The 22,018-nt window shown below is 69.3% G+C and carries 15 protein-coding genes and 1 rRNA gene; all 16 read right to left on the bottom strand.

Annotated features, from left to right (window positions below; translation table 11 throughout):
- Window positions 1–274: ribosomal RNA gene (locus CA982_RS23005) — 16S ribosomal RNA — on the bottom strand; the annotation flags it as partial.
- A 433-nt stretch (window positions 275–707) separates the two neighbouring features.
- A complete protein-coding gene (tyrS, locus tag CA982_RS23000; RefSeq protein WP_086537490.1) occupies window positions 708–2,024 on the bottom strand; it encodes a tyrosine--tRNA ligase in 1,317 nt (438 codons plus the stop codon).
- 88 nt (window positions 2,025–2,112) lie between these two features.
- Entirely contained in the window at window positions 2,113–2,328 is a 216-nt protein-coding gene (locus CA982_RS22995; protein WP_086537493.1) for a Trm112 family protein, read from the bottom strand.
- 5 nt (window positions 2,329–2,333) lie between these two features.
- Complete coding sequence (locus CA982_RS22990) at window positions 2,334–5,330, bottom strand: AMP-binding protein (protein WP_086537489.1); 2,997 nt, start codon at window positions 5,328–5,330, stop codon at window positions 2,334–2,336.
- Window positions 5,331–5,425: 95 nt separating this feature from the next.
- Window positions 5,426–6,898, bottom strand: coding sequence for an argininosuccinate lyase (argH, locus tag CA982_RS22985; RefSeq protein WP_086537488.1), 1,473 nt, complete (start codon window positions 6,896–6,898; stop codon window positions 5,426–5,428).
- Entirely contained in the window at window positions 6,895–8,094 is a 1,200-nt protein-coding gene (locus CA982_RS22980) for an argininosuccinate synthase (RefSeq protein WP_086537487.1), read from the bottom strand. Before CA982_RS22980 ends, argH begins: the two co-directional genes overlap by 4 nt.
- A gap of 159 nt (window positions 8,095–8,253) precedes the next feature.
- Window positions 8,254–8,760: an arginine repressor gene (locus CA982_RS22975; protein ID WP_086537486.1), complete on the bottom strand. Its 507-nt coding sequence runs from the start codon at window positions 8,758–8,760 to the stop codon at window positions 8,254–8,256.
- Between the two features lie 30 nt (window positions 8,761–8,790).
- Complete coding sequence (gene argF / locus CA982_RS22970) at window positions 8,791–9,714, bottom strand: ornithine carbamoyltransferase (protein WP_086537485.1); 924 nt, start codon at window positions 9,712–9,714, stop codon at window positions 8,791–8,793.
- Window positions 9,711–10,973 (bottom strand): acetylornithine transaminase, encoded by a 1,263-nt coding sequence (locus tag CA982_RS22965; RefSeq protein WP_086537484.1) that lies wholly within the window; start codon window positions 10,971–10,973, stop codon window positions 9,711–9,713. The genes argF and CA982_RS22965 overlap by 4 nt, the downstream gene beginning before the upstream one ends.
- Entirely contained in the window at window positions 10,970–11,887 is a 918-nt protein-coding gene (gene argB / locus CA982_RS22960) for an acetylglutamate kinase (RefSeq protein WP_086537483.1), read from the bottom strand. The genes CA982_RS22965 and argB overlap by 4 nt, the downstream gene beginning before the upstream one ends.
- On the bottom strand, window positions 11,884–13,152 hold the full coding sequence (gene argJ / locus CA982_RS22955; RefSeq protein WP_086537482.1) for a bifunctional glutamate N-acetyltransferase/amino-acid acetyltransferase ArgJ: 1,269 nt from the start codon (window positions 13,150–13,152) through the stop codon (window positions 11,884–11,886). Before argJ ends, argB begins: the two co-directional genes overlap by 4 nt.
- Window positions 13,149–14,198 carry an N-acetyl-gamma-glutamyl-phosphate reductase gene (gene argC, locus CA982_RS22950; RefSeq protein ID WP_086537481.1) on the bottom strand — a complete coding sequence of 350 codons (1,050 nt, stop codon included), beginning with the start codon at window positions 14,196–14,198 and terminating at the stop codon, window positions 13,149–13,151. Before argC ends, argJ begins: the two co-directional genes overlap by 4 nt.
- Before the next feature lie 57 nt (window positions 14,199–14,255).
- Window positions 14,256–16,733 carry a phenylalanine--tRNA ligase subunit beta gene (pheT, locus tag CA982_RS22945; RefSeq protein WP_086537480.1) on the bottom strand — a complete coding sequence of 826 codons (2,478 nt, stop codon included), beginning with the start codon at window positions 16,731–16,733 and terminating at the stop codon, window positions 14,256–14,258.
- Between the two features lie 51 nt (window positions 16,734–16,784).
- On the bottom strand, window positions 16,785–17,837 hold the full coding sequence (pheS, locus tag CA982_RS22940; RefSeq protein ID WP_086537479.1) for a phenylalanine--tRNA ligase subunit alpha: 1,053 nt from the start codon (window positions 17,835–17,837) through the stop codon (window positions 16,785–16,787).
- 125 nt (window positions 17,838–17,962) lie between these two features.
- Window positions 17,963–19,366 (bottom strand): acyltransferase family protein, encoded by a 1,404-nt coding sequence (locus tag CA982_RS22935; protein ID WP_086537478.1) that lies wholly within the window; start codon window positions 19,364–19,366, stop codon window positions 17,963–17,965.
- A 163-nt stretch (window positions 19,367–19,529) separates the two neighbouring features.
- Window positions 19,530–22,001, bottom strand: a complete 2,472-nt coding sequence (locus CA982_RS22930) for a Tex family protein (RefSeq protein WP_086537477.1) — start codon at window positions 21,999–22,001, stop codon at window positions 19,530–19,532.
- Window positions 22,002–22,018 lie beyond the last annotated feature (17 nt).

Here is a 22,018-nt window from a genome sequence, read left to right as displayed (position 1 = left end):
CGCCTTGGTAGGCCATTACCCCACCAACAAGCTGATAGGCCGCGGGCCCATCCCACACCGCAAAAGCTTTCCACCAACCACCATGCGACAGTTGGTCATATCCGGTATTAGACCCAGTTTCCCAGGCTTATCCCAGAGTGCAGGGCAGATCACCCACGTGTTACTCACCCGTTCGCCACTCGAGTACCCAGCAAGCTGGGCCTTTCCGTTCGACTTGCATGTGTTAAGCACGCCGCCAGCGTTCGTCCTGAGCCAGGATCAAACTCTCCATGAAAAAATAGTGAAACAAAACCAACCCCCAAAAAAAGAGCCAGCGTTTCAACACAACCAGGAAAGCAAACCTGACCAAAATAAACCTAGCAAAATGTGACACCCAGACGGGGCCGGACGCCACACAAAAAACAAACATCAACATCCACAAGAATGCTCGATGCCACAAATGGCATCAGACAATTCATCATCACACTATCGAGTTCTCAAAGAACACACACCCACCAGACGTCTTCGATGTGAAGCCGGCTCCGGCAAGCCCTCCCAGAGCGCGCTGAATGCTCGCGATCTCGTTCTCGGGAGTGGCCCCGCACAGGCGGCCCGAGCGAGTGGCTCGGGCACTTTTGCTTCCCCGGTGCTTGCGGCTCCGGGGGAGTTGCTCTCTGCGGTGCGTCGATTAAGTTACACAGGCGCGAACAACGCGTCAAATCGCCTGGTCAGCGGCCTAGTTTGGCGCCGGCGAAACTCTTCTTGCCGCGACGGACCACCAACCACCGTCCATGGAGCAGGTCGGCATCAGCCGGCTGCCACTCCGGGTCGGTGATCTTGGTGTTGTTCACGTACGCGCCCCCCTCCGACACCGCACGACGTGCGGCCTTGTTGCTCTCCGACAGCTTCGTGTCGACGAGTAGTTCGATGATGGTCGGTCGGCCATCGGGGTAGTCGGCGACCGAGGTCTCGCCGAGAGCGGCCGCGAGGGTTGCCTCGTCGAGCTCGTCGAGCTCGGCCCGGCCGAACAGCGCCTGGCTGGCCAGCTCGACCGCATCGGTGTTGGCCTTGCCATGGATGAGGGTTGTCATCTCGGCGGCGAGACGTCGCTGCGCGCGACGCAGGTGCGGGGTCTCGACGGTCGCGCGCTCGAGTTCGTCGATCTCCTCCCGCCCGAGGAACGTGAACCAGCGCAGGTAGCGGACGACATCGGCGTCCGCCGTGTTCACGAAGTACTGGTACCAGGAGTAGGGACTCGTCAGCTCCGGGTCGAGCCACAGACTCCCGCCGCCCGTGGACTTGCCGAACTTCTTTCCGTCCGCCGACGTCACGAGGGGAACGGTCAACGCGTGTAGCGCCGAGCCGTCGAGTCGTCGGGCCAGGTCGACTCCGCCGACGATGTTCCCCCACTGATCGGACCCGCCGATCTGGAGCACACATCCGTACCGGCGATGGAGTTCGACGAAGTCGTTCGACTGCAGCAGCAGGTAGCTGAACTCGGCGTAGCTCATACCGTCGGCCTCGAGACGCCGCTTCACCGTGTCCCGTGCGAGCATCACGTTCACCGAGAAGTGCTTGCCCAGATCGCGCAGGAACTCGATCGCCGACAGCTGTCCGGTCCAGTCGAGGTTGTTGACGACCACAGCACCGGCCGGGGTGTCGGCGATGTCGACGAATCGTCGGAGCTGCGCATCGATCCGTCCGGCCCACTCGGCGACGGTGTCGGCCGAGTTCATCGTCCGCTCCCCCACGTCACGGGGGTCACCGATCAGACCGGTGGCACCGCCGGCGAGGACGATCGGCCGATGGCCGGCGAGCTGGAACCGCTTGAGCGTCAACAGCGGAACGAGGTGCCCGGCGTGCAGACTCGCCGCCGTCGGATCGAACCCCGCATACAAGGTGACCGGCCCGTCGGCAAGCGCATCACCCAGGGCGTCCAGATCGGTGGACTGAGCGATCAGCCCACGCCAGCGCAGCTCATCGAGGATGTCGACGGTTGCGGGCACGGCGGTCGGCTGGGTGGTCTCGGCATTGTCAGCACTCACCCCTCGATCTTGTCATCCGCCCAGATCGGGTCGCGGGTGAGGTGAGGCGCCGAAGCCCGGTGCACACCGGGCCCGGCCGACGATCGGACTACTGCGACGCGACGATGCGTTCGTGCTCGGCGTCGTCGACCGCCCGTGCCTCGTCGATCAGCATCACCGGGATGCCGTCGGAGTCGATGCGGTACGCAACGTGCAGTCTCGGGTTGTAGAGCTCGTCGCCGGCGTCGATCAGCGGACCGTGGTCCTGCGGGCAGGCCAGGCGTTCGCGCACGATCGGGTCGATGGCCTCAGCGCGTGTCGTCACCCCGATCACCCTAGGGCATCGCTCGTCCGGGACCCGGTCCAGTCCAGCTTCTCCGCCACGGTCCGGGTGTACCTGCGATAGCGGCCGTCGTCGTCGCGGTACCAGACGCGCGGACCCGGTTTCGGCAGTCCCTCCTCCACCAGGCCGGTGCTCAGCGGACGGAAGGACGCCGACTTCGGGATCTCGTCGACGACGTGGATCAGGTGCGGCCGGGCGTCGGCACGATACTCCCCCAACGCGATCCGCAGCTGGGTGACCGTGAGCGAGTCCGGTTTGACGCCGGGCCGAAGGGTCATCGCGGCGACGACGACCTGGTGTCCGGGTTCGCCGACGCCGTACACGACGACCTGGTCGACGCTCGTGAGTCGCGACAGTGCGTGCGTGAGGGGCGGGATGAACACCGGCCCGTCAGCGGTCCGCAGCACCCGGTCGGTCGCCCCGAGGAAGTACAGGTCGCCGTCGGCGTCGCGCACGAACAGGTGGCCGGACACCTCCCACCGATCCCGGGTCGTGAAGACGTCGCGCAGCACCGTGCCGTTGGTGTCGAACTTGTGCTTCGCCTTGGCGAGGAGCAGACCGGGCTCCCCCGTCTCGGCCCGCCGGACGAAGCCCGAGTCGTCGATGAGCAGTCGGTCACCGACGATGTCATACGCCGCGACCTCGACGGGATTGGTCTCCGGCAGCGGCCGGCCGACGGAGGACAGTTTGTCCCCGGACACGTTCGCGAGGATCGCCGAACCGTCAGCGGTCGCGAAGAACTCGAGGATGCGCGCGCGAGGGAAGCTGGCGCACACGTCCTCCCACAATCCCGCCGACATACCGGAGCCCATGAACAAGCGGATCGGGTTGTGCTGGTTGATGTGGAAGTCGGGATCGCGCACGATGCCGCTGAGCATCGACCACGTGTACGACACGACGGTGATGCCGTAGCGCTGCACCTCCACCGCGAAGTTGGCGGGATCGATGCCGTTGGACAGCGCGATGCGCGACCGCCCGACCACCGTTGCGCCCAGCGTCGTGAGCAGTCCCGACGCGTGGTGCAGCGGAGGCAGGCAGTACACGGTGTCGCGGTCGGTGAGCGCCGCCGCCGATGCCGCGCCGAATGCCGACATCGCGAACCGGTGGTTGGTCACCGGCCACGGGACGAGTTTGCCGTAGGCACGGCTGAACAGGATGAATGCGAGATCCCCCGCGAGCCCGGGGTCGGGCCGGTACCAGGTGGGCATCACGACCTCGTCGGGGTCGATCCGCTCCATGTCGACGATCGACGTCCCGTCGGCGCCGTCGATCGCACGCGAATCGCCGCTGCCACCGCCGAGCACCAGAACCCGGTCCGAGGCGGCGGTCGCGAGGTCGAGGTTCGTGGGATCGGTGACGATCACCGTACTGTCGGCGAGCCGCATCATCTCGCGGACATCGGCGTCCGCGGCGAGCAGCACCGCCACCGCGCCCAGACGCGACAGCGCGGCGATGACGACCAGGGCGCTGGGCCGGGTGTCCATCAGGACGCCGATGTGCTGTCCCGGACGGATGCAGCAGTCGACCAGTCCGGCGACCACGTTGTCGATACGCGCGTTCACCTGGGCATGGGTGAGCACGCGGTTCTCGAAGAGGAACAGCTCGCTGTCGCCGCCGCGTTTGGTGTTCTCGGCCATGAGCTTCGACAGGGAGATGCGCGTCCCGCTCTGGATCTGGCCCAGACGGAAGAGTCGTGGCACAGTCCGCACCGACTCCGACGCCACCGCTCGCGAGGTGCGCTGCAGGGAGTTGGCCAGGCCGAGCAGCTCGCGTGAGGCAGCGGTCCCGGCATCGGCCACCGAGCCGACCCCGTGGGTGATGCGCGAGGACAGACTGACCCCGCCGCCGTGACCCGGCTCGACGAGCGACATCTCGGAGACGAGTTCGGGGCGTGGGCCGTTGTCGGAGAGCCAGTTCACCCAGTCGGAGGTCGTCGGCCAGGTGTGCTGACCGGCCGCGCTGCCCACCACCAGTCCGAAATGTCCGGCCGGGAGGGTGGATTCGTAGACCTCGGCGTCGGGCGCGGCCCGGACGATGCCGCGGACTGCCGCGGGTTGTCCGATGTCGTCGGCATCACCGACGAACGCGAGGACCGGGCAGGTGATCTCGGCGAGCGACACCAGGTCGCCGTTGATCACGAAGCCGCCGGACACCATCCGGTTGTGCGCCACGAACTGCCGCAGCAACTCGGCGATCGCGGGCCCCGACCACGCGACCCAGCCGTCGGCTTCGAGGAATCGGCGCTGGTCCTCGCGGGGCAGCAGTGCCTCGCGGTCGTGCAGGCGACGCAGGAAATCGATGCGGCTGCGGACCGTCTTCACCGGGTCGAGCAGCTGGAAGCCGGTGCGCGCCATCCAGTCCCGCACCCAGAGGTTGCGTGAGAACGCCTTGTCCGCCAGGAATTCGGCCGCCGGTGCCACCAGTCCCGCGGGCAGCCCCAGGGGCAGTGCGGCGAGCACGTCCACCGGGCTGCCGAAGGTGATCAGGCTCGCGATCCCCTTCGACCTGCGATACGCCGCGGTCTGGTAGGCGAACATCCCGCCCTGGGAGTAGCCGGCCAGGTGGATGTCGCGCCCGGTGGCCTCGACGATGAGGTCGATCGCCCGGCTGATGGCGACCACGTGGTCGGCGAGGTTGCGTTCCATCCCGCCTTCTTCGGAGTCCGGCGACCCGAAGTCGACGACCCACGGCGTGATGCCGTTGCGGTGCAGGATCGACACCGCACCGTTGTGCTCGGTCACGTCGTAGACGTTGGCCGACACCATCATCGGCGGCACCAGAACGATGTTCGGGCCGGTCGACGGTTCGTTCGGGAAGTACCGGCGCAACCGGAACATCTTGTGTGTCTCGACCACCGCGAAGGGCGCCGGCTCGGTACCGGTCTCCAGTCCGCCGAACCGCAACACCTCGAGGCCGTTCTGCGCGGTGGCCAGCACCCTGCCGACCACCCCCGCGAGATCCGGGCCCCCGTCCCACACCGCCATCGTGTCGATCCTCCAGTCGTCGGTGTCCCGGCCTCACCCGCGTGCTGATCACACCAGCGTCGGTGACACAGGTCACTGTACCCAGTCGTGCCGGATCAGCGTCGCCCGCCGGGCCCAGCGGTCCACCGAGTCCGCAGATCGGTGGTCGCGGCCGTCACGACGTCGATCTGTCGTCGCACCTGCTCGGGCGCGGTACCGCCGTGCGCGTTGCGCGATTCGACCGAACCGCGCACCGTCAGGACCTCCCGCACCGCCGCAGTCAGCGCCGGATGGACACCGGCCAGCGTCGCGTCGTCGAGCTCGTCCAGGCCGACGCCGCGTGATTCCGCCTCGCGGACACAGGCGCCCGCGGCCTCGTGGGCCACGCGGAACGGCACGCCCTGCCGGACCATCCATTCGGCGATGTCGGTGGCCAGGGTGAAGCCCGCCGGGGCGAGTTCGGCCATGCGGTCGGTGTGGAACTCCAGCGTCGAGACCAGTCCGGTCACCGCCGGCAGCAACAGCTCCAGCTGGGCGACCGCGTCGAAGACCGGTTCCTTGTCCTCCTGGAGGTCCCGGTTGTACGCCAGCGGTTGTGCCTTCAGCGTGGCCAGCAGCCCGGTCAGGTCGCCGATGAGGCGACCCGCCTTGCCGCGCATGAGCTCGGCGACGTCGGGGTTCTTCTTCTGCGGCATGATCGAGCTGCCGGTGGACCACGCATCGGCCAGTGTGACGTAGCCGAATTCTGGAGTGCTCCAGATGATCACCTCTTCGGACAACCGGGAGAGGTCGACCGCGATCATCGCGAAGACGAACGCGGCCTCGGCGGCGAAATCGCGTGCGGAGGTCGCATCGATCGAGTTCTCGGCCGGCGCGTCGAAGCCGAGGTCGGCGGCGATCGCCGCCGGATCGAGGCCGAGCGACGAGCCGGCGAGCGCGCCGGACCCGTACGGCGACACCGCGGTTCGACGATCCGCATCGGCAAGCCGGTCGATGTCGCGCAACAGGGGCTGCGCGTGTGCGAGCAGGTGGTGTCCGAGCAACACCGGCTGCGCGGCCTGCAGGTGCGTCTTGCCGGGCATGATCGCGTCGGGATGCGCTGCCGCCTGGGCGGTCAGCGCGTCGACGACGTCGAGCAGACCGAGTGCCACCCGACGCATGGCGGCGCGCAACCACATCCGGAACAGGGTCGCGACCTGGTCGTTACGGGACCGACCGGCCCGCAGCCGGCCGCCGAGTTCGGGACCGACCCGTTCGATCAGGCCGCGCTCGAGCGCGCCGTGGACGTCCTCGTCGGATTCCGCGGGGCCGAAGCTGCCGTCGGCGACATCGGCGGCGAGGCGATCGAGCCCGTCGAGCATGCCGGTCAGGTCCTCAGCGGTGAGCAGCCCGGCCTTGTTCAGCACCCGTGCATGCGCTTTGGACGCCTCGATGTCGAAAGGGGCCAGCGCCCAGTCGAAATGGGTCGACTTGCTCAGCGCGGCCATCGCCTCGGCCGGCCCACCGGCGAAACGACCGCCCCAGAGCGAACCCTGGTTGGTCGTCCCACCGGCCTCCGGTCCGCTGCCGCCGCCGGTGCCCGCACTCACAGATTCAGGTCCCGCTTCGCGGCGATCTTCGACGACAGACCATGCAGTTCGACGAAGCCGCGCGCCGCGGACTGATCGAAGGTGTCGCCCTCGTCGTAGGTGGCGAGGTTGAAGTCGTAGAGCGACTCGGCGCTGCGACGACCCGTGGCGGCGATCGTGCCGCCGTGCAGGGTCAGCCGGATCTCGCCGGAGACGTGCTCCTGCGTCGAGGCGACGAAGGAGTCCAGCGACCGCTTCAGCGGCGAGAACCAGAGACCGTCGTAGACCAGCTCGGCCCACTTCTGATCGGTGCCGCGCTTGTAGCGACCGAGCTCGCGCTCGAGGGTCACGTGCTCGAGTTCCTCGTGTGCGCGGATGAGGACCATCGCGCCGGGCGCCTCGTACACCTCACGGCTCTTGATGCCGACCAAGCGGTCCTCGACGACGTCGAGACGTCCGACTCCCTGGGCCCCGGCCCGGCGGTTGAGTTCCTGGATCGCCTCGAGCACACTCACCGGGCGGCCGTCGATGCTGACCGGACGGCCCTTGTCGAAGCCGATGATGACCTCGGCGGGTGAGTTCCAGTTGACCGTGGGATCTTCGGTGTAGTCGTAGACGTCCTTGGTGGGCGCGTTCCAGAGGTCTTCGAGGAAACCGGTCTCGACGGCGCGACCCCACACGTTCTGGTCGATCGAGAAGGGCGACTTCTTGGTCACGTTGATCGGGATGTCGTTCTCCCCGGCGAAGGCGATGGCCTTCTCGCGGGTCCAGGCGTAGTCGCGAACCGGCGCGAGCACCTGCAGATCGGGTGCCAGCGTCGCGAAGCCGACCTCGAAACGGACCTGGTCGTTGCCCTTGCCGGTGCATCCGTGGGCGACGACGGTGCCGCCGTGATCACGGGCCGCGGTGACCAGGTGCTTGGCGATGAGCGGCCGGGACAGCGCCGAGACGAGCGGGTACCGGTCCATGTAGAGCGCGTTCGAGGTGATCGCGCCGAGGCAGTACTCGTCGGCGAACTCGTCGCGGGCGTCGACCACGACGGCCTCGACCGCGCCGCAGTCGAGTGCGCGCTGACGGATGACCTCCATGTCCTCGCCGCCCTGACCGAGATCGAGGGCCACGGCGACGACCTCCTTGCCGGTCTCCTTCTGGATCCAGCTGATCGCGACCGAGGTGTCCAGGCCGCCCGAGTATGCGAGTACGACACGTTCTGCCATGAGGTGAAGCTCCTGTTCTGCGCGTTGACCGAGTCCATCATCGGCCCCGGTGTTCCGACGACACCGTCCGGGTATCGGTTGGCGGCGTCGCGGCTGTTCGTTTGGTGTGGTCTGTCGGTTTCGCAGCGAGGCGGAACCGGGACTGCGAGGTGGCGAGGGTTACACGAGGCCCTCGATCCGGCGGGCGAGTTCGGCTCCGTCGAGCGGCTCGCGCGCCACGACGAAGATCGTGTCGTCACCGGCGATGGTCCCCACGACGTCGGGCAGACGGGCCCGGTCGAGCGCCGCGGCCAGATAATGCGCCGCCCCCGGCGGGGTCCGCAGCACGGCGAGGTTACCGCTGTTGTCGGTCGACACCAGCAGCTCGGACACGAGTCGTCCGAGCCGGTCGGTACCGCCGGAGACCCCGCGGACCGGCGAACCGTCCTCGGGTACGACGTACACGCCGGCGCCGCCGTCTGCGGCGCGGAGTTTCACCGCGCCGAGCTCGTCGAGGTCGCGGGACAGCGTCGCCTGGGTGGCGTCGACACCCTCGTCGGCGAGCAACCGTTGCAACTCCGACTGGCTACGGACCTGGTTGGTGGACAGGAGATCGATGATTCGCGCATGCCGCCCCGCGCGCGTGGCGGCGAGGCGGCTCTCCGACGGTTCGGCTCCGGCGGTCATCGTGGGCTCCTGATCACTGTCGCTCCCCGATCACTGGTGATCCAGCAGCCAGATCAGCAGTGCCTTCTGCGCGTGCAGGCGGTTCTCCGCCTCGTCGAACACCACGCTGCGGGGTCCGTCGATCACCGAGGCGGTGATCTCGTCACCGCGATGTGCCGGGAGGCAGTGCAGCACGATCGCGTCGTCGGCGGCATGCGCGAGGAGTTCGTCGTTGATCTGGTAGGGACGGAACGGAGCGGTACGGTCCCTGCCGTCGGCCTCCTGACCCATCGACACCCAGGTGTCGGTCACCAGCACGTCGGCCCCGGACGCCGCGGCGACGGGATCGGCCACCAGTGTCACCGAGCCACCGGTCTGCGCGGCGCGCTGCTCGGCGGCGGCGATCACCACCGGGTCCGGTTGGAAACCGTCCGGCGAGCTGATGATCACATGCATCCCGGCGGTGACGCCGCCGAGCGCCAGCGAGTGCGCCATGTTGTTGGCGCCGTCGCCCAGATACGTCATCGTCTGTCCCGCAGGCGAACCCTTGTGCTCGGCGATCGTCTGCAGGTCGGCCAGCACCTGGCAGGGGTGGTACTCGTCGGAGAGGGCGTTGACGACCGGGACGGTGGCGGTCGACGACAGCGCCTCGAGGCGGTCCTGGCCGAACGTCCGCCACACGATCGCGTCGACGAAGCGGGACAGGACGAGACCGGTGTCCTCCAGGGTCTCCTCGCGGCCGAGCTGCGTCGTGCGGCCGTCGACGACGACCGCGTGACCGCCGAGCTGGGCGATACCGACCTCGAACGAGAACCGGGTACGGGTGGAGTTCTTGTCGAAGATCACCCCGACCCCCCGGGGGCCCTCCAACGGTCGGAAGTCGAACGGCTTCGCCTTGACCTCGGCCGCGAGTGCGAGCACCTCGGCCTGCTCGGCCGGGGTCAGGTCGTCGTCGCGCAGGAAATGTCTGGTCATGGCTTGTCCCCCTCGTTCGTTGTGGCGGCGTGCGCTGCCGCGGCGGTGTCGCGGGTTGCCGCTGCCGCGGCGGTGTCGCGCGTTGCCGCTGCCGCGGCGGTGTCGAGCAGTCCGGGAAGTGCGCGCACGAAATCCTGTCCCTGCTCCTCGGTGAGGATCAGCGGCGGGGCCAGTCGCAGGACGTCGGGTGCGGGCGCGTTGATCAGGAACCCGGCGTCCCGGGCAGCCGCCTCGACGCGCTGCGAGAGCGGCTCGGTCAGCACGACGCCAAGCAGCAGGCCCGCCCCCCGCACATGGGAGACCAACGGGTGCTGAAGGTCCTCGATGCCGGTGGCGATCGACTTACCCACCGCTGCAACCGAATCGAGCAGGTTCTCGGACTCGATGACCCGCAGGACGGCGAGTGCTGCGGCCGCGCTCACGGGATTGCCGCCGAAGGTGGTGCCGTGCTGGCCCGGTTCGAACAGGTCGGCCGCGGGACCGGCGGCGATGCACGCACCGATCGGGAGGCCGCCGCCCAATCCCTTGGCGAGCGTCATCACATCGGGCACCACACCCACCTGCTGATGGGCGAAGAACGTACCGGTCCGGGCGACTCCGGTCTGGACCTCGTCGAGGATCAGCAACGCGCCGCGCTCTTCGGTGATCCGGCGTGCGGCCGCCAGGTAGTCGGCCGGGGGCACCACGACGCCGGCCTCGCCGAGGATCGGTTCGAGGATCACCGCGGCGGTCCGGTCGGTCACCACCGCATCGAGCGCGCCGACGTCTCCGTAGGGAACGAACCGGACGCCGGGGGGCATCGGCTCGAACGGCGTGCGCTTCGCCGGCTGCCCGGTCATCGCGAGCGCACCCATCGTGCGGCCGTGGAAAGCCTTCTCCGCCGCCACGATCTCGGGCCGGCCGGTGCGCCGGGCCAGCTTGAACGCGGCCTCGTTCGCCTCGGTCCCGGAATTGCAGAAGAAGACGCGACCGGGGTGGCCGAACCTGTCGAGCAACCGCTCGGCGAGCTCGACCACGGGCGGCGCTATGTACAGGTTCGACACGTGCCCGAGCGTCTGGAGCTGTCCGGTGACCGCCTCGACGATCGCCGGGTGCGCATGTCCGAGCGCGTTCACCGCGATCCCGCCGAGGAGATCGAGGTAGCGCTTCCCGTCGGCGTCGGTGACATACGCTCCGGAGCCGCCGACGAGGGCGACGGCCGGGGTGCCGTAATTGTTCATCAGCGACTGTGCCCAGCGCTGCTGCAGTGGGGCGGTCATGCGTCCTCCTCCGGAACGACGACGGTGGTACCGGTCGAGCTCTCGGTCAACAGCTCGGCCAGCACGGAATGGGCGACACGTCCGTCGATCACGTGCGCACGGTCGACTCCCCCGGTGACGGCACGCAGGCACGCCTCCATCTTGGGAACCATGCCCGAGTCGAGCGACGGCAACAGCTCGGTCAGTGCGTCGGTGTCGATCCGGGACACCAGGGACCCGCGGTCGGGCCAATCCGTGTACAAGCCCTCGACGTCGGTCAGCATCACCAGCCGAGACGCACCGAGCGCCTCGGCGAGGGCGCCGGCCGCGGTGTCGGCGTTGATGTTGTGCACCACGCCGTCGCGGTCCGGGGCGATGGTCGAGACGACCGGGATTCGCCCGGCGGCAACCAGATCGAGCACCGCCGAGGTGTTGACCGAGGCGATGTCGCCGACGAGACCGATGTCGGTCGGAACGCCCTCGACGAGCACCGTGCGTCGCGCCGCGGTGAAGAGGTGGGCGTCCTCACCGGTGATGCCGACGGCGTACGGGCCGTGCGAGTTGATCAAGCCGACGAGTTCACGCCCGACCTGACCGAACAGGACCATCCGGGCCACGTCCATGACCTCGGGGGTCGTCACCCGGAACCCGCCCTTGAACTCTCCCGCGAGTCCCAGCCGCTTCAGCATCGCCGAGATCTGCGGGCCGCCACCATGAACCACGACGGGATGCATCCCGCACGCGCGCAGGAAGACCATGTCCGCGGCGAACGCCTTCTTCAGCTCGTCGTCGATCATGGCGTTACCGCCGTACTTGACGACGACGGTCGCGCCCGCGAGTCGTTGGAGCGCGGGAAGGGCCTCGGCGAGCACCTTCGCTTTCGCGAGCCCGGCGGTGGGGTCGATCGGGTGGGCTCCCGACGTCGCCTCGCTCATGACGAGTACGCCGAGTTCTCTTCGACGTACGCATGCGACAGATCCGTGGTCCGGATGCTGGCGGCGGACTCTCCCAGGTTCAGGTCGACGACGACGGCGATGTCCGGACCCGACAGGTCCACATCGCGCGCACCGTCGACGCCGAAACCGTTCTCACAGACCGGGCTGTCGTTGAACGACACCGCGATCCGGTCGGGATCGACGGTGACCGGCGAGGCGCCGACGGCGGCGAGTACGCGTCCCCAGTTGGGATCCGATCCGAACAGGGCGGTCTTCACCAGGGAGTCGCGTGCTACGGCCCGGGCGACGATCAGCGCGTCGTCCTCGGTCTGCGCGCCGGTGACCGTGATGACGACCCGCTTGGTGACGCCCTCCGCGTCGGCCATCATCTGGGCGGCGAGATCGTCGCAGACGGCGAACACCGCATCGTCCAGATCGGCCTGCTCGACCGGGATCTGACTGGCACCCGAACTGAGCAGCAGCACCGTGTCGTTCGTCGAACACGAGCCGTCGATGTCGAGCCGGTCGAAGGTGCGGGCCGTCGCCCTGCGCAGGGCGGTGTCGAGTTGTTCGGCGGTCGCACCGGCGTCGGTCGTGAGGACCACCAGCATGGTGGCCAGCGACGGCGCGAGCATCCCCGCACCCTTGCCCATACCGCCGACGTTCCATCCCTGCGGGTGGTGCAGCGCAGCCTGTTTGGGGACGGTGTCGGTGGTCATGATCGCGTGCGCGGCGTCGGTCCCGCCGGACAGGCCGCCGCCCATCTCCTGGACGATCTCGGTGACCCCGGCCAGCACCTTGTCCATCGGCAACCGGTCACCGATGAGTCCGGTGGAGCACACCGCGACCTCGACGGCACCCGTGCTGGTCCCCCAGTTGCTGAGCGCATCGGCCACCGCCTCTGCGGTCTTGTGGGTGTCCTGGAAGCCGCCCGGCCCGGTGCAGGCGTTGGCGCCGCCGGAATTGAGGATGACGGTGCGCAGCCGGCCCGTGGTGAGGACCTGCTGCGACCACAGCACCGGTGCCGCCTTCACCTGGTTACGGGTGAAAACGCCTGCGGCGGAATGATCGGGCCCCTCGTTCACGACGAGCGCGAGGTCGAGCGCACCGGAGGCCTTGATCCCGGCGGCGATGCCGGCGGCCCGGAACCCCAGGGGCGCGGTGACGCCCTGGGTCCGCACGAGGCGCGGGTGATCGCCCGGGGCGCCGCCCTCGATCCGGTCCTGCTCTGTTCCCCCGTTGTCGCTGTCCTGCGATCCGGTCACGGTGCCACTCCCACGGTGCTCAATCCCTCGTTCTCGGTCCAGCCCAAGGCCAGGTTCATCGACTGGACCGCGGCGCCGCCGGTCCCCTTGGTCAAGTTGTCGACCGCTCCGACGACCACCAGGGTCTGCGCGCGTTCGTCGACGGTCACGCCGAGTTGGACGGCGTTGGATCCGATCACCGAACCGGTGGCGGGCAACCGCCCCTCCGGTAGGACGTGCACGAATTCCTCGTCCGCGTAAGCCTTCTCGTAGACCGCGCGGGCCTCCTCGGCGGTGGCCCCGGTGCGTGCGGTGCACGTCGCGAGGATGCCGCGGGCCATCGGCGCGAGGATCGGGGTGAACGAGACGGTCACCGGCTGGTCCGCGGCGGCCGACAGGGCCTGGGAGATCTCCGGCGTGTGCCGGTGGACACCACCCACGCCGTAGGCCCGTGCGGAGCCGATGACCTCGGAGGCCAGGAGGTCGACCTTCGGTGACCGGCCGGCGCCCGAGGCACCGCTCACCGCGACGACGGTCACGTGTGGGTCGGCGATCCCCGCGGCGATGGCCGGGAGCAACGACAGGATCGACACCGTCGGATAGCAGCCGGGCACCGCGATCCGACTCGCGTCCCGGAGCGTCTCCCGGTTGCCGGGCAACTCGGGCAGACCGTACGGCCAGGTCCCGGCATGGTCGCCGCCGTAGTACGACGTCCATTCACCGGCGTCGCGCAGCCGGAAATCCGCCCCGCAGTCGATGATCAGCGTCGTCGGCGGCAGCGCGTCGGCGATCACCGCCGACGCCCCGTGCGGCAAGCCCAGGAAGACGACGTCGTGACCGGCGAGGATCTCCGGCGTCGTGTCCTCCAGGACCCGATCGGCCAGCGGGAGCAGATGCGGGTGATGCGTACCCAGGGCCGTCCCCGCATTGCCACCCGCGGTGAGCGCACCGATCTCGAGTTCCCCGGATCGCAGACGGGGATGCCCACACAGCAACCGGAGTATCTCGCCACCCGCGTAGCCGCTCGCGCCGGCCACCGCCACCCTCACCTTGCTTGTCGAAGCCATGTGATCATTATGCAGCAGGCCGCAAATCAATTCACGACGGGGTGGCCCGCAACCGGGTCAGCGCAGACGAGCCCCCACCCGTGCCGCCGCGGTGTCGACGGCGGCCAGCTTGGCCTCGTTGGCCTCGTCCTCGGTCAGAGTGCGATCGGGGGCGCGGAAACGCAGCGAGAACGTCAGCGACTTGTTGCCCGCGCCGACCTGTTCGCCGGTGAACACATCGAACAGCGCGATGTCCTCGAGCAGGTCACCCGCCCCGTCGCGAAGTGCCTTCTGCACGTCCGCGGCCGGGACCTCGCCACCGACGACGACGTTGACGTCCTGCAGGACCGCGGGGAACACCGACACCGAGGGCGCCGGAAGACGCTGGTCCAGGGGCAGCGCGTCGATGTCGATCTCCACGGCGCAGGTCCGCTTGGGAAGATGGGCCCGCTCGAGCACCGCGGGATGGAGTTCACCCGCGTAGCCGACCGTGCGGCCGTCGACCATGAGCCGGGCACAGCGGCCCGGATGCCACGGGCGGTGATCGTCGGCGGTGAGCTCGATGGTCACCCCAGCTGCCCGGCCGATCGTGCGGGCCGCCTCGAAGGCGTCGAGATGATCGGCGGCGCGTCCCGGACCCCAGGGCCCGGCCGGATCACGCAGCCCGGTGAGGACGACGCCGACGTGCAGCGGTTGGTGGGGCAGCGAGGCGTCGAGTGCGGCGATCTCCTCGTCGGTCGGGCGCCGTGTCACGTCGAGCGCCTCGACCGCGGCCACGTGATCGCCGGCGATGACGACCTGTCCGATGGTGAAGAGCGACAGATCGCGCTGTCCGCGTGCGATGTTGCGTGCCGCCATCTCGAGAAGGCCCGGCAGCAGTGTGGTGTTCAGTTCGGGACGGTCGGACTCGAGCGGATTGAGGACCTTGACGGTGCGTCGCCGTTCGTCGTCGGCCGGCAGGTCCCAGAGGTCGAACACCCCGGCGGGCATGAACGGGTACGGGAGGACCTCGACGTATCCGTCCAGCGCGAGCGTGCGCCCAACACTGCGCCGTCGACGCTGGACCGGCGTCAACCCGGCGCCGCCCGGCGCTCGGGGCACCACCGCGGGGATGTCCTCGAGGCCTTCGAGCCGGAGGACCTCCTCCACGAGGTCGGCGCGCTGGCGCAGGTCGGGTCGCCACGAGGGCGGGAACACGTCGAGCTCGTCGGTTCCGGTCACCACGCAGCCGACCTCGGTCAGCCGCGTCAGGGTGGTGCCCGGCGGATAGCTGACGCCCGCGACCCGGTCCGGTTCGTCGGCAGCGATGGCAATGGTCGACCGGATCGGGGTCTGGACGTGGGTCTCCGACAGCGGTGAGGCGATCCGCCCGCCGGCGATCTCGACGATCAGTCGGGCCGCGCGGTCGGAGGCCACCGCGGTGATCTCGGGGTCGACGATCCGCTCGAACCGCTTGCTGGCCTCGGAGGTCAGCTTGTGGCGCTTCGCGGTGCGGAAGACGCGAACCGGATCGAAGGTCGCCGACTCCAGCAGCACCGTCGTCGTCTCGGGACCCACCTCGGTGCTCGCGCCGCCCATGACACCGGCCAGGGCGATCGGCCCCGTCTCGTCGGTGATCAGCACATCCTCGGGGTCCAGGACGCGGACGGTGTCGTCGAGGGTGGTGAGCTTCTCCCCCGGTTGTGCCGACCGGACGGTGACGGCGCCCGTGATCCGGTCGGCGTCGAAGGCATGCAGGGGCTGACCGAGCTCGATCATCACGTAGTTGGTGATGTCGACGATCGCCGAGATCGGGCGGATCCCGGCGACCATGAGCCGCTTCTGCATCCACCACGGTGAGATCGCCGTCGGATCGACACCTGTGATCACCCGCGCGGTGTAGCGCGTCGCGCCGGAGTTCTCGTCGATCGCGACGGGCCACGCCGGGACCGAACCGTCGTCCGACAGGTCCGCCGATCGCAGTCCCGGATCGACGAACGGAACCCCGAAGCTGCCGGCGAGCTCGCGGCCCAGGCCACGCACCGAGAACGCGTAACCGCGGTCGGGGGTGACGTTCACGTCGATCGCGGCGTCGTCGAGTCCGAGGACCTCGCGGGCGTCGGCACCCGGTTCGGCGGTCCCGGGCGCGAGCACGAGGATGCCGCTGTGGTCGGTGCCGATCCCGAGCTCGGAGACCGAGCAGATCATGCCGTCGGAGACGCGGCCGTAGGTCTTGCGCGCGGCGATCTCGAACGGACCGGGCAGCACGACGCCGGGCAGCGCGGCGACGATCAGATCACCTTCGGCGAAGTTGCGTGCGCCGCAGACGATCCCACGTGGTTCGGCCTCGCCGACGGCGACCGTGCAGAACCGGATCGGCTTCTTGAACTCGGTGAGCTCCTCGATCGTCTCCACACGACCGATCACCAGCGGCCCGGTGATCTCCGGGAACGTCTCGATGTCCTCGATCTCGAACCCGACGCGGACAAATCCCGCGTCGATCTCCTCGGTGGTCGCCGACCACCGCGGGTCGCCGGACCGGAGTACCTCGGTGTACCAGGACTGTGGTGCACGCACTGTGTATCAACTACTTTCGTCGCGTCGTGAGAAGTCGTGCGGCCGCGGGTGTCAGGCGGCCGGACCGAACGGGAGGGTGAAGCGGATGTCACCCTCGACCATGTCGCGCATGTCGGAGATGTCGTTGCGGAACTGCAGGGTCCGTTCCAGACCCATCCCGAAGGCGAATCCGGAGTACACATCCGGATCGATACCGCTGGCGCGCAACACATTCGGATTGACCATGCCGCAGCCGCCCCATTCGACCCAGCCCGGTCCGCCCTTCTTGGCGGGGAACCACACGTCGACCTCGGCGGAGGGTTCGGTGAAGGGGAAGTAGCTCGCCCGCATGCGGGTCGTCGTCTCCGGTCCGAAGAGTGCGCGGGCGAAGGTCTCGAGGGTGCCGCGCAGATTGGCGAGCGTGAGCCCCTTGTCGACGGCGAGGCCCTCGATCTGGTGGAACACCGGGGTGTGGGTCGCGTCGAGTTCGTCTGTTCGGAACGTCCGGCCGGGGCAGGCGACGTAGATGGGCAGGTCGCGGCTCAGCATCGAGCGGACCTGCACCGGCGAGGTGTGTGTCCGCAGCACCTGCCGCGACCCCTCCGGCGCGATGTAGAAGGTGTCCTGCATGGACCGGGCAGGGTGATCGGGCAGGAAGTTGAGCGCATCGAAGTTGTAGTGCTCGGTCTCGACCTCCGGCCCCTCCGCGATCTCCCAGCCCATGCCGACGAAGACGTCGGCCACCTGCTCGGCGATGACGGTGATGGGATGACGCGCACCCACCGGGCGCCGGCCGCTCGGCAGCGTCACGTCGATGGACTCGGCGACGAGAACCGCCGCGTCCCGTTCGGCGTCGAGGATCGCGGTGCGCGCCTCCAGCGCCGCCGACACCCGGCCGCGGACCTGGTTCACCAGCTTCCCCGCCTCGGAGCGCTGGTCCTTGGGAATGGAACCCAGCGCGCGACGGGCGAGCGCGATCGGCGAGCGGTCACCGAGGTGAGCCGACTTGGCCGCCGCGAGCTGATCGAGGTCGGCCGCCGCCTCGAAGGCCGCGATCGCCGCCGATGCGGCTGCGTCGAGGTCGTCGGGTCCCGGGAATGCCGTTGCGTCGGCGGAAGTGGCCACGGTGGGCGTGCTCCTCATGCGTCGATCAGTGGATGGTCGGCATCGTCGTCGCGCTGCGCACGCCGACCCAGCGGGCCCGGCGGACACCTCGGGTGCCGACGATGACTCCCGTCGAGGGTAGTCGACTACCGCGGGGCGCTGACCTGCAGGGAGGCGTCGTCGGCGGGAGACGATCCCGCCGCGGTCCGACGACCGGCAGGAACCGCCAGCCGACGGGCGCCGGCGGCACACGCGAGGCCCGTGACCAGCCACCACACGCCGTCGCCGGTCAGACCGCCACGCGCGAGCATCAGGATCGCCACGCCGAGGGTAGCCAGCACCCACAGCAGGGCCGCGTTCCGCACCGGCCCGCTGCGCCGGGCGATCGGATCGTCCCACCACGGCAGGGGCCGGTTCTCGAGCGGCGACAGCACAGCGACCACCGGAACCATGACCGCGAGCAGCAGGACGGTCTGCGCCCCCACGATCACCGGGAACGACGCCGAGTGGACGTCGGCGCGATCGACACCGAGAGCAGCACACGCACCGACGATCGCGGCGAGCACCGGCAGATGCCAGAGGTAGAGGGTCATCGCGCCCCGGTTGCCCAGCACCACCCACCACCAGACACGCGGCCGGTCGGCGACGACCACGAGGAACCGGCGCACGGCGATCGCGCCCGCGCACAACACGATCGCGTGCCCGGCGAGCAGCAGGCTCGGCGGGCTCATGTTCGACAGGTGCTGACCCGGCACGGTCACGAGCGAGACCTCATAGGGCCCCCACGAGACGAGCACGAGGTCGACGGCGAGCGCGCCGACGGCCACGACGAGGGCGGTACCGGGCCGCAGGATCCTCTTGGCGTAGGCGACTCCGAGGACTGCGGGGATCGTCCACACGGTGAGGAAGTTCAGGTAACCCGATTCAGCGGGTCCGTCCGCGAGCCGGACGACGTCGACGATCGCGGTGCTCCCCCAGCACACGGCCAGCGCGACCGCCACACCACCGCCGGAGGAGAGCCGCTGCAGGAACGGGACCACAGCCAGGACCAGTAGGTAGGCGCCCAAGAACCACAGGAGCTGCACGCCGAGCCGCGCGACGACGTCGGCCGCGGCCACGGCACCGATACGGGACAGGACGGCGTAGACCGCTGCGGCCGCTCCGAGGTACCAGAAGACCGGACGCAGCAAACGCTGTGTCCGCGCCACGAGCCACTGTCCTGCCGTCGGGGTGTCGCCGCGCGAGGTCCAGCCGCGGGTCGCCGCGGCGGCGCCGGCGAAGAAGAACAGCGGCAGCACCTGCAGCAGCCAGGTCGCCGGTTGCAGCGCGGGCACGTCGCCGAGTGTGTTGCCCAGCTCGATCGAGCCGTCGGCAACCTCGACGGTGAGCATGATCGAGTGGCCGGCCACGACCACGACGAGCGACACGATGCGGATGAGGTCGATGACGCGATCCCGGTGTCCGGTGAGCGCGTCCAGTTCGCGGGGAGTGGGCAGACCTGTCGGAACCGAGCGCATTCCGGCCGGTCGCCCTGATTCGGTGCTGAGCATGGCGTCAGTCTCGGCCGCCGGGGCCGGGACGGCCTGAGCAGAACTACTCGGTCGGGATCAGCAATCTTCTTGTCGACCCACCCCGTCGGAACGGGCGGCGTCCCTGGCGAGGGTCGGCCGCGGCGGCCCGGCTCGACGTGACCGGACCGCCGGGCCCCGGCCCCTACTTGCCGAAGCCGGCCCTCTTGAGCGCATCGGCCATCGCCCCGCTCGGCGCCGGCCGCCGGTCGTTGCGGTTCCCGCCCCGGCTGCCCTGGTTCCCGCGCGCGCCCTGGCCTTGCGGGGCGCCGCGAGTACCGCCGCGCTGGTCGTTCCGGCGCGGCTGGCCACCACGCGGACCGTCGTCACGTCCCTGCCCACGGGGTGCGCGAGCAGGCTTGCCGTCGTTGCCCGGCTCGTCGTCGAGTCGCAACGAGAGCCCGATGCGCTTGCGCTCGACATCGACGTCCATGACCTTCACCTTCACGATGTCACCGGACTTGACGACCTCGTGGGGATCGGAGACGAAGCGGTGCGCCATCGCCGAGACGTGGACGAGTCCGTCCTGGTGCACACCCACGTCGACGAACGCACCGAAGGCCGCCACGTTGGTGACCTGGCCCTCGAGGATCATGCCCGGGGTGAGGTCGGAGACCTTCTCGATGCCGGTGGCGAACGTCGCCGTCTTGAACTCGGGACGGGGATCGCGCCCCGGCTTGTCGAGTTCGGCGATGATGTCGACGACGGTCGGACGACCGAACGTCTCGTCGACGAACTCCTCGGGACGCAGCTTGGTCAGGGTCGCGGTGTCACCGATCAGCGACCGGACATCGGTGCCCACCTTCTCGATGATGCGGGTGACGACCGGATACGCCTCCGGGTGCACGCTCGACGCGTCCAGCGGATTGTCGCCGTCGGCGATCCGCAGGAAGCCCGCGCACTGTTCGAACGCTTTGGGTCCGAGTCGCGGCACGGCGGTGATCTGCTTGCGGTCGCGGAACGCGCCGTTGGTGTCACGATGCGCGACAATCGATTCCGCGAGACCGGCGGTGACGCCCGAGACCCGGGACAGCAGGGGCACCGAGGCCGTGTTGACGTCCACACCGACCGCGTTCACGGCGTCTTCGACGACCGCGCCGAGCGAACGCGCGAGCAGGGTCTCGGAGATGTCGTGCTGGTACTGGCCGACCCCGATGGACTTCGGGTCGATCTTCACGAGCTCCGCGAGCGGATCCTGTAGACGCCGGGCGATCGAGACCGCGCCACGGATGGAGACGTCGAGGTCGGGCAACTCCTTCGATGCGTAGGCCGATGCGGAGTACACCGAGGCACCGGCCTCGGACACGACGACGCTCGTCGGCGGCTTCTTGCCGGCCTCCTTGATCGCGGACAGGAGTTCACCGGCGAGAGCATCCGTCTCCCGCGAGGCGGTGCCGTTGCCGATCGCGATGAGTTCGACGCCGTGCTTCTCGACGAGTGCGCCGAGCACTGCCAGCGACCCGGACTTGTCCCGCCTGGGCTCGTGCGGATAGATCGTCGCGTGGTCGACGACCCGCCCGGTCGCGTTCACCACGGCGACCTTCACGCCGGTGCGCAGACCGGGATCGAGGCCCATCGTCGTGCGGGACCCGGCGGGCGCTGCCAGCAGGAGGTCCTTGAGGTTCGTGGCGAACACCGCGGCCGCGTCGGCCTCCGCGGCCTGTCGCAGCCGCATCCGGACGTCGAGGGACAGCCCGACGAACAGTTTGGTGCGCCATGCCCAGCGCACGGTGTCGGTGAGCCAGCGGTCGGCGGGACGACCCTGGTCCGAGATCCCGAATCGGGCGGCGATCCGCTGCTCGTACGGCCCGGGACCGGCGGGCCGCTCGGCCGCCTCCGGATCGGCGTCGAGGGTGACCGAGAGGATCTCCTCGCGCTCACCGCGCAGCACGGCCAGCACCCGGTGCGACGGCAGCGAGATGAACGGTTCGGAGAACTCGAAGTAGTCGGCGAACTTCGCCCCGGCCGACTCCTTGCCCTCGCGGACAGCGGTGCGCAGCACTCCCGTCTGCCACATCAGCTCGCGGAGTTCGCCCACCAGATCGGCGTCTTCGGCGAACCGCTCCACGGCGATCGCGCGGGCACCGTCGAGTTGCTCGGCGGTGAACGTCGACGGATCCGTCGTCGGATCGGAGAGCATCGCATCGGCCACGGGCTCGTGCCCGGCCTCGCGCGCGATCTGGGCCTTGGTGCGGCGCTTGGGCTTGTAGGGGAGGTAGATGTCCTCGAGGCGGGCCTTGGTGTCGGCCTCGAGGATGCGGGCGTCGAGCGCGGCGTCGAGCTTGCCCTGCGCGGCGATCGATTCGCGGACCGCCTGGCGACGGGCCTCGAGATCGCGCAGGTAGCCGAGACGCTCGTCGAGCGTGCGGAGTTGCGCGTCGTCGAGGCCGCCGGTCGCCTCCTTGCGATACCGGGCGACGAACGGAACCGTCGATCCGCCGTCGAGCAGTTCGACGGCCGAACGCACCTGACCGACGCCCACCCCGAGTTCGGCGGCGATCGCCGAGGCGATGCGGGAGTTCACGACCGCGGGATCGGGCGCGGGCACCGTCTGCGGGGCCGCGGCCGGCGAGCCTGGGCTCGCGGGTGCGGGTTCGGGAGCGGAATCGGGTGACACAGTTTCTGACACGATCG

Origin of the sequence: Gordonia lacunae, from assembly GCF_002149015.1 — a bacterium.
In the GTDB taxonomy this organism is placed as follows: domain Bacteria; phylum Actinomycetota; class Actinomycetes; order Mycobacteriales; family Mycobacteriaceae; genus Gordonia; species Gordonia lacunae.
Note: the sequence above shows the minus strand (reverse complement) of the source record. Positions and strands in the feature narration are given on the sequence as shown.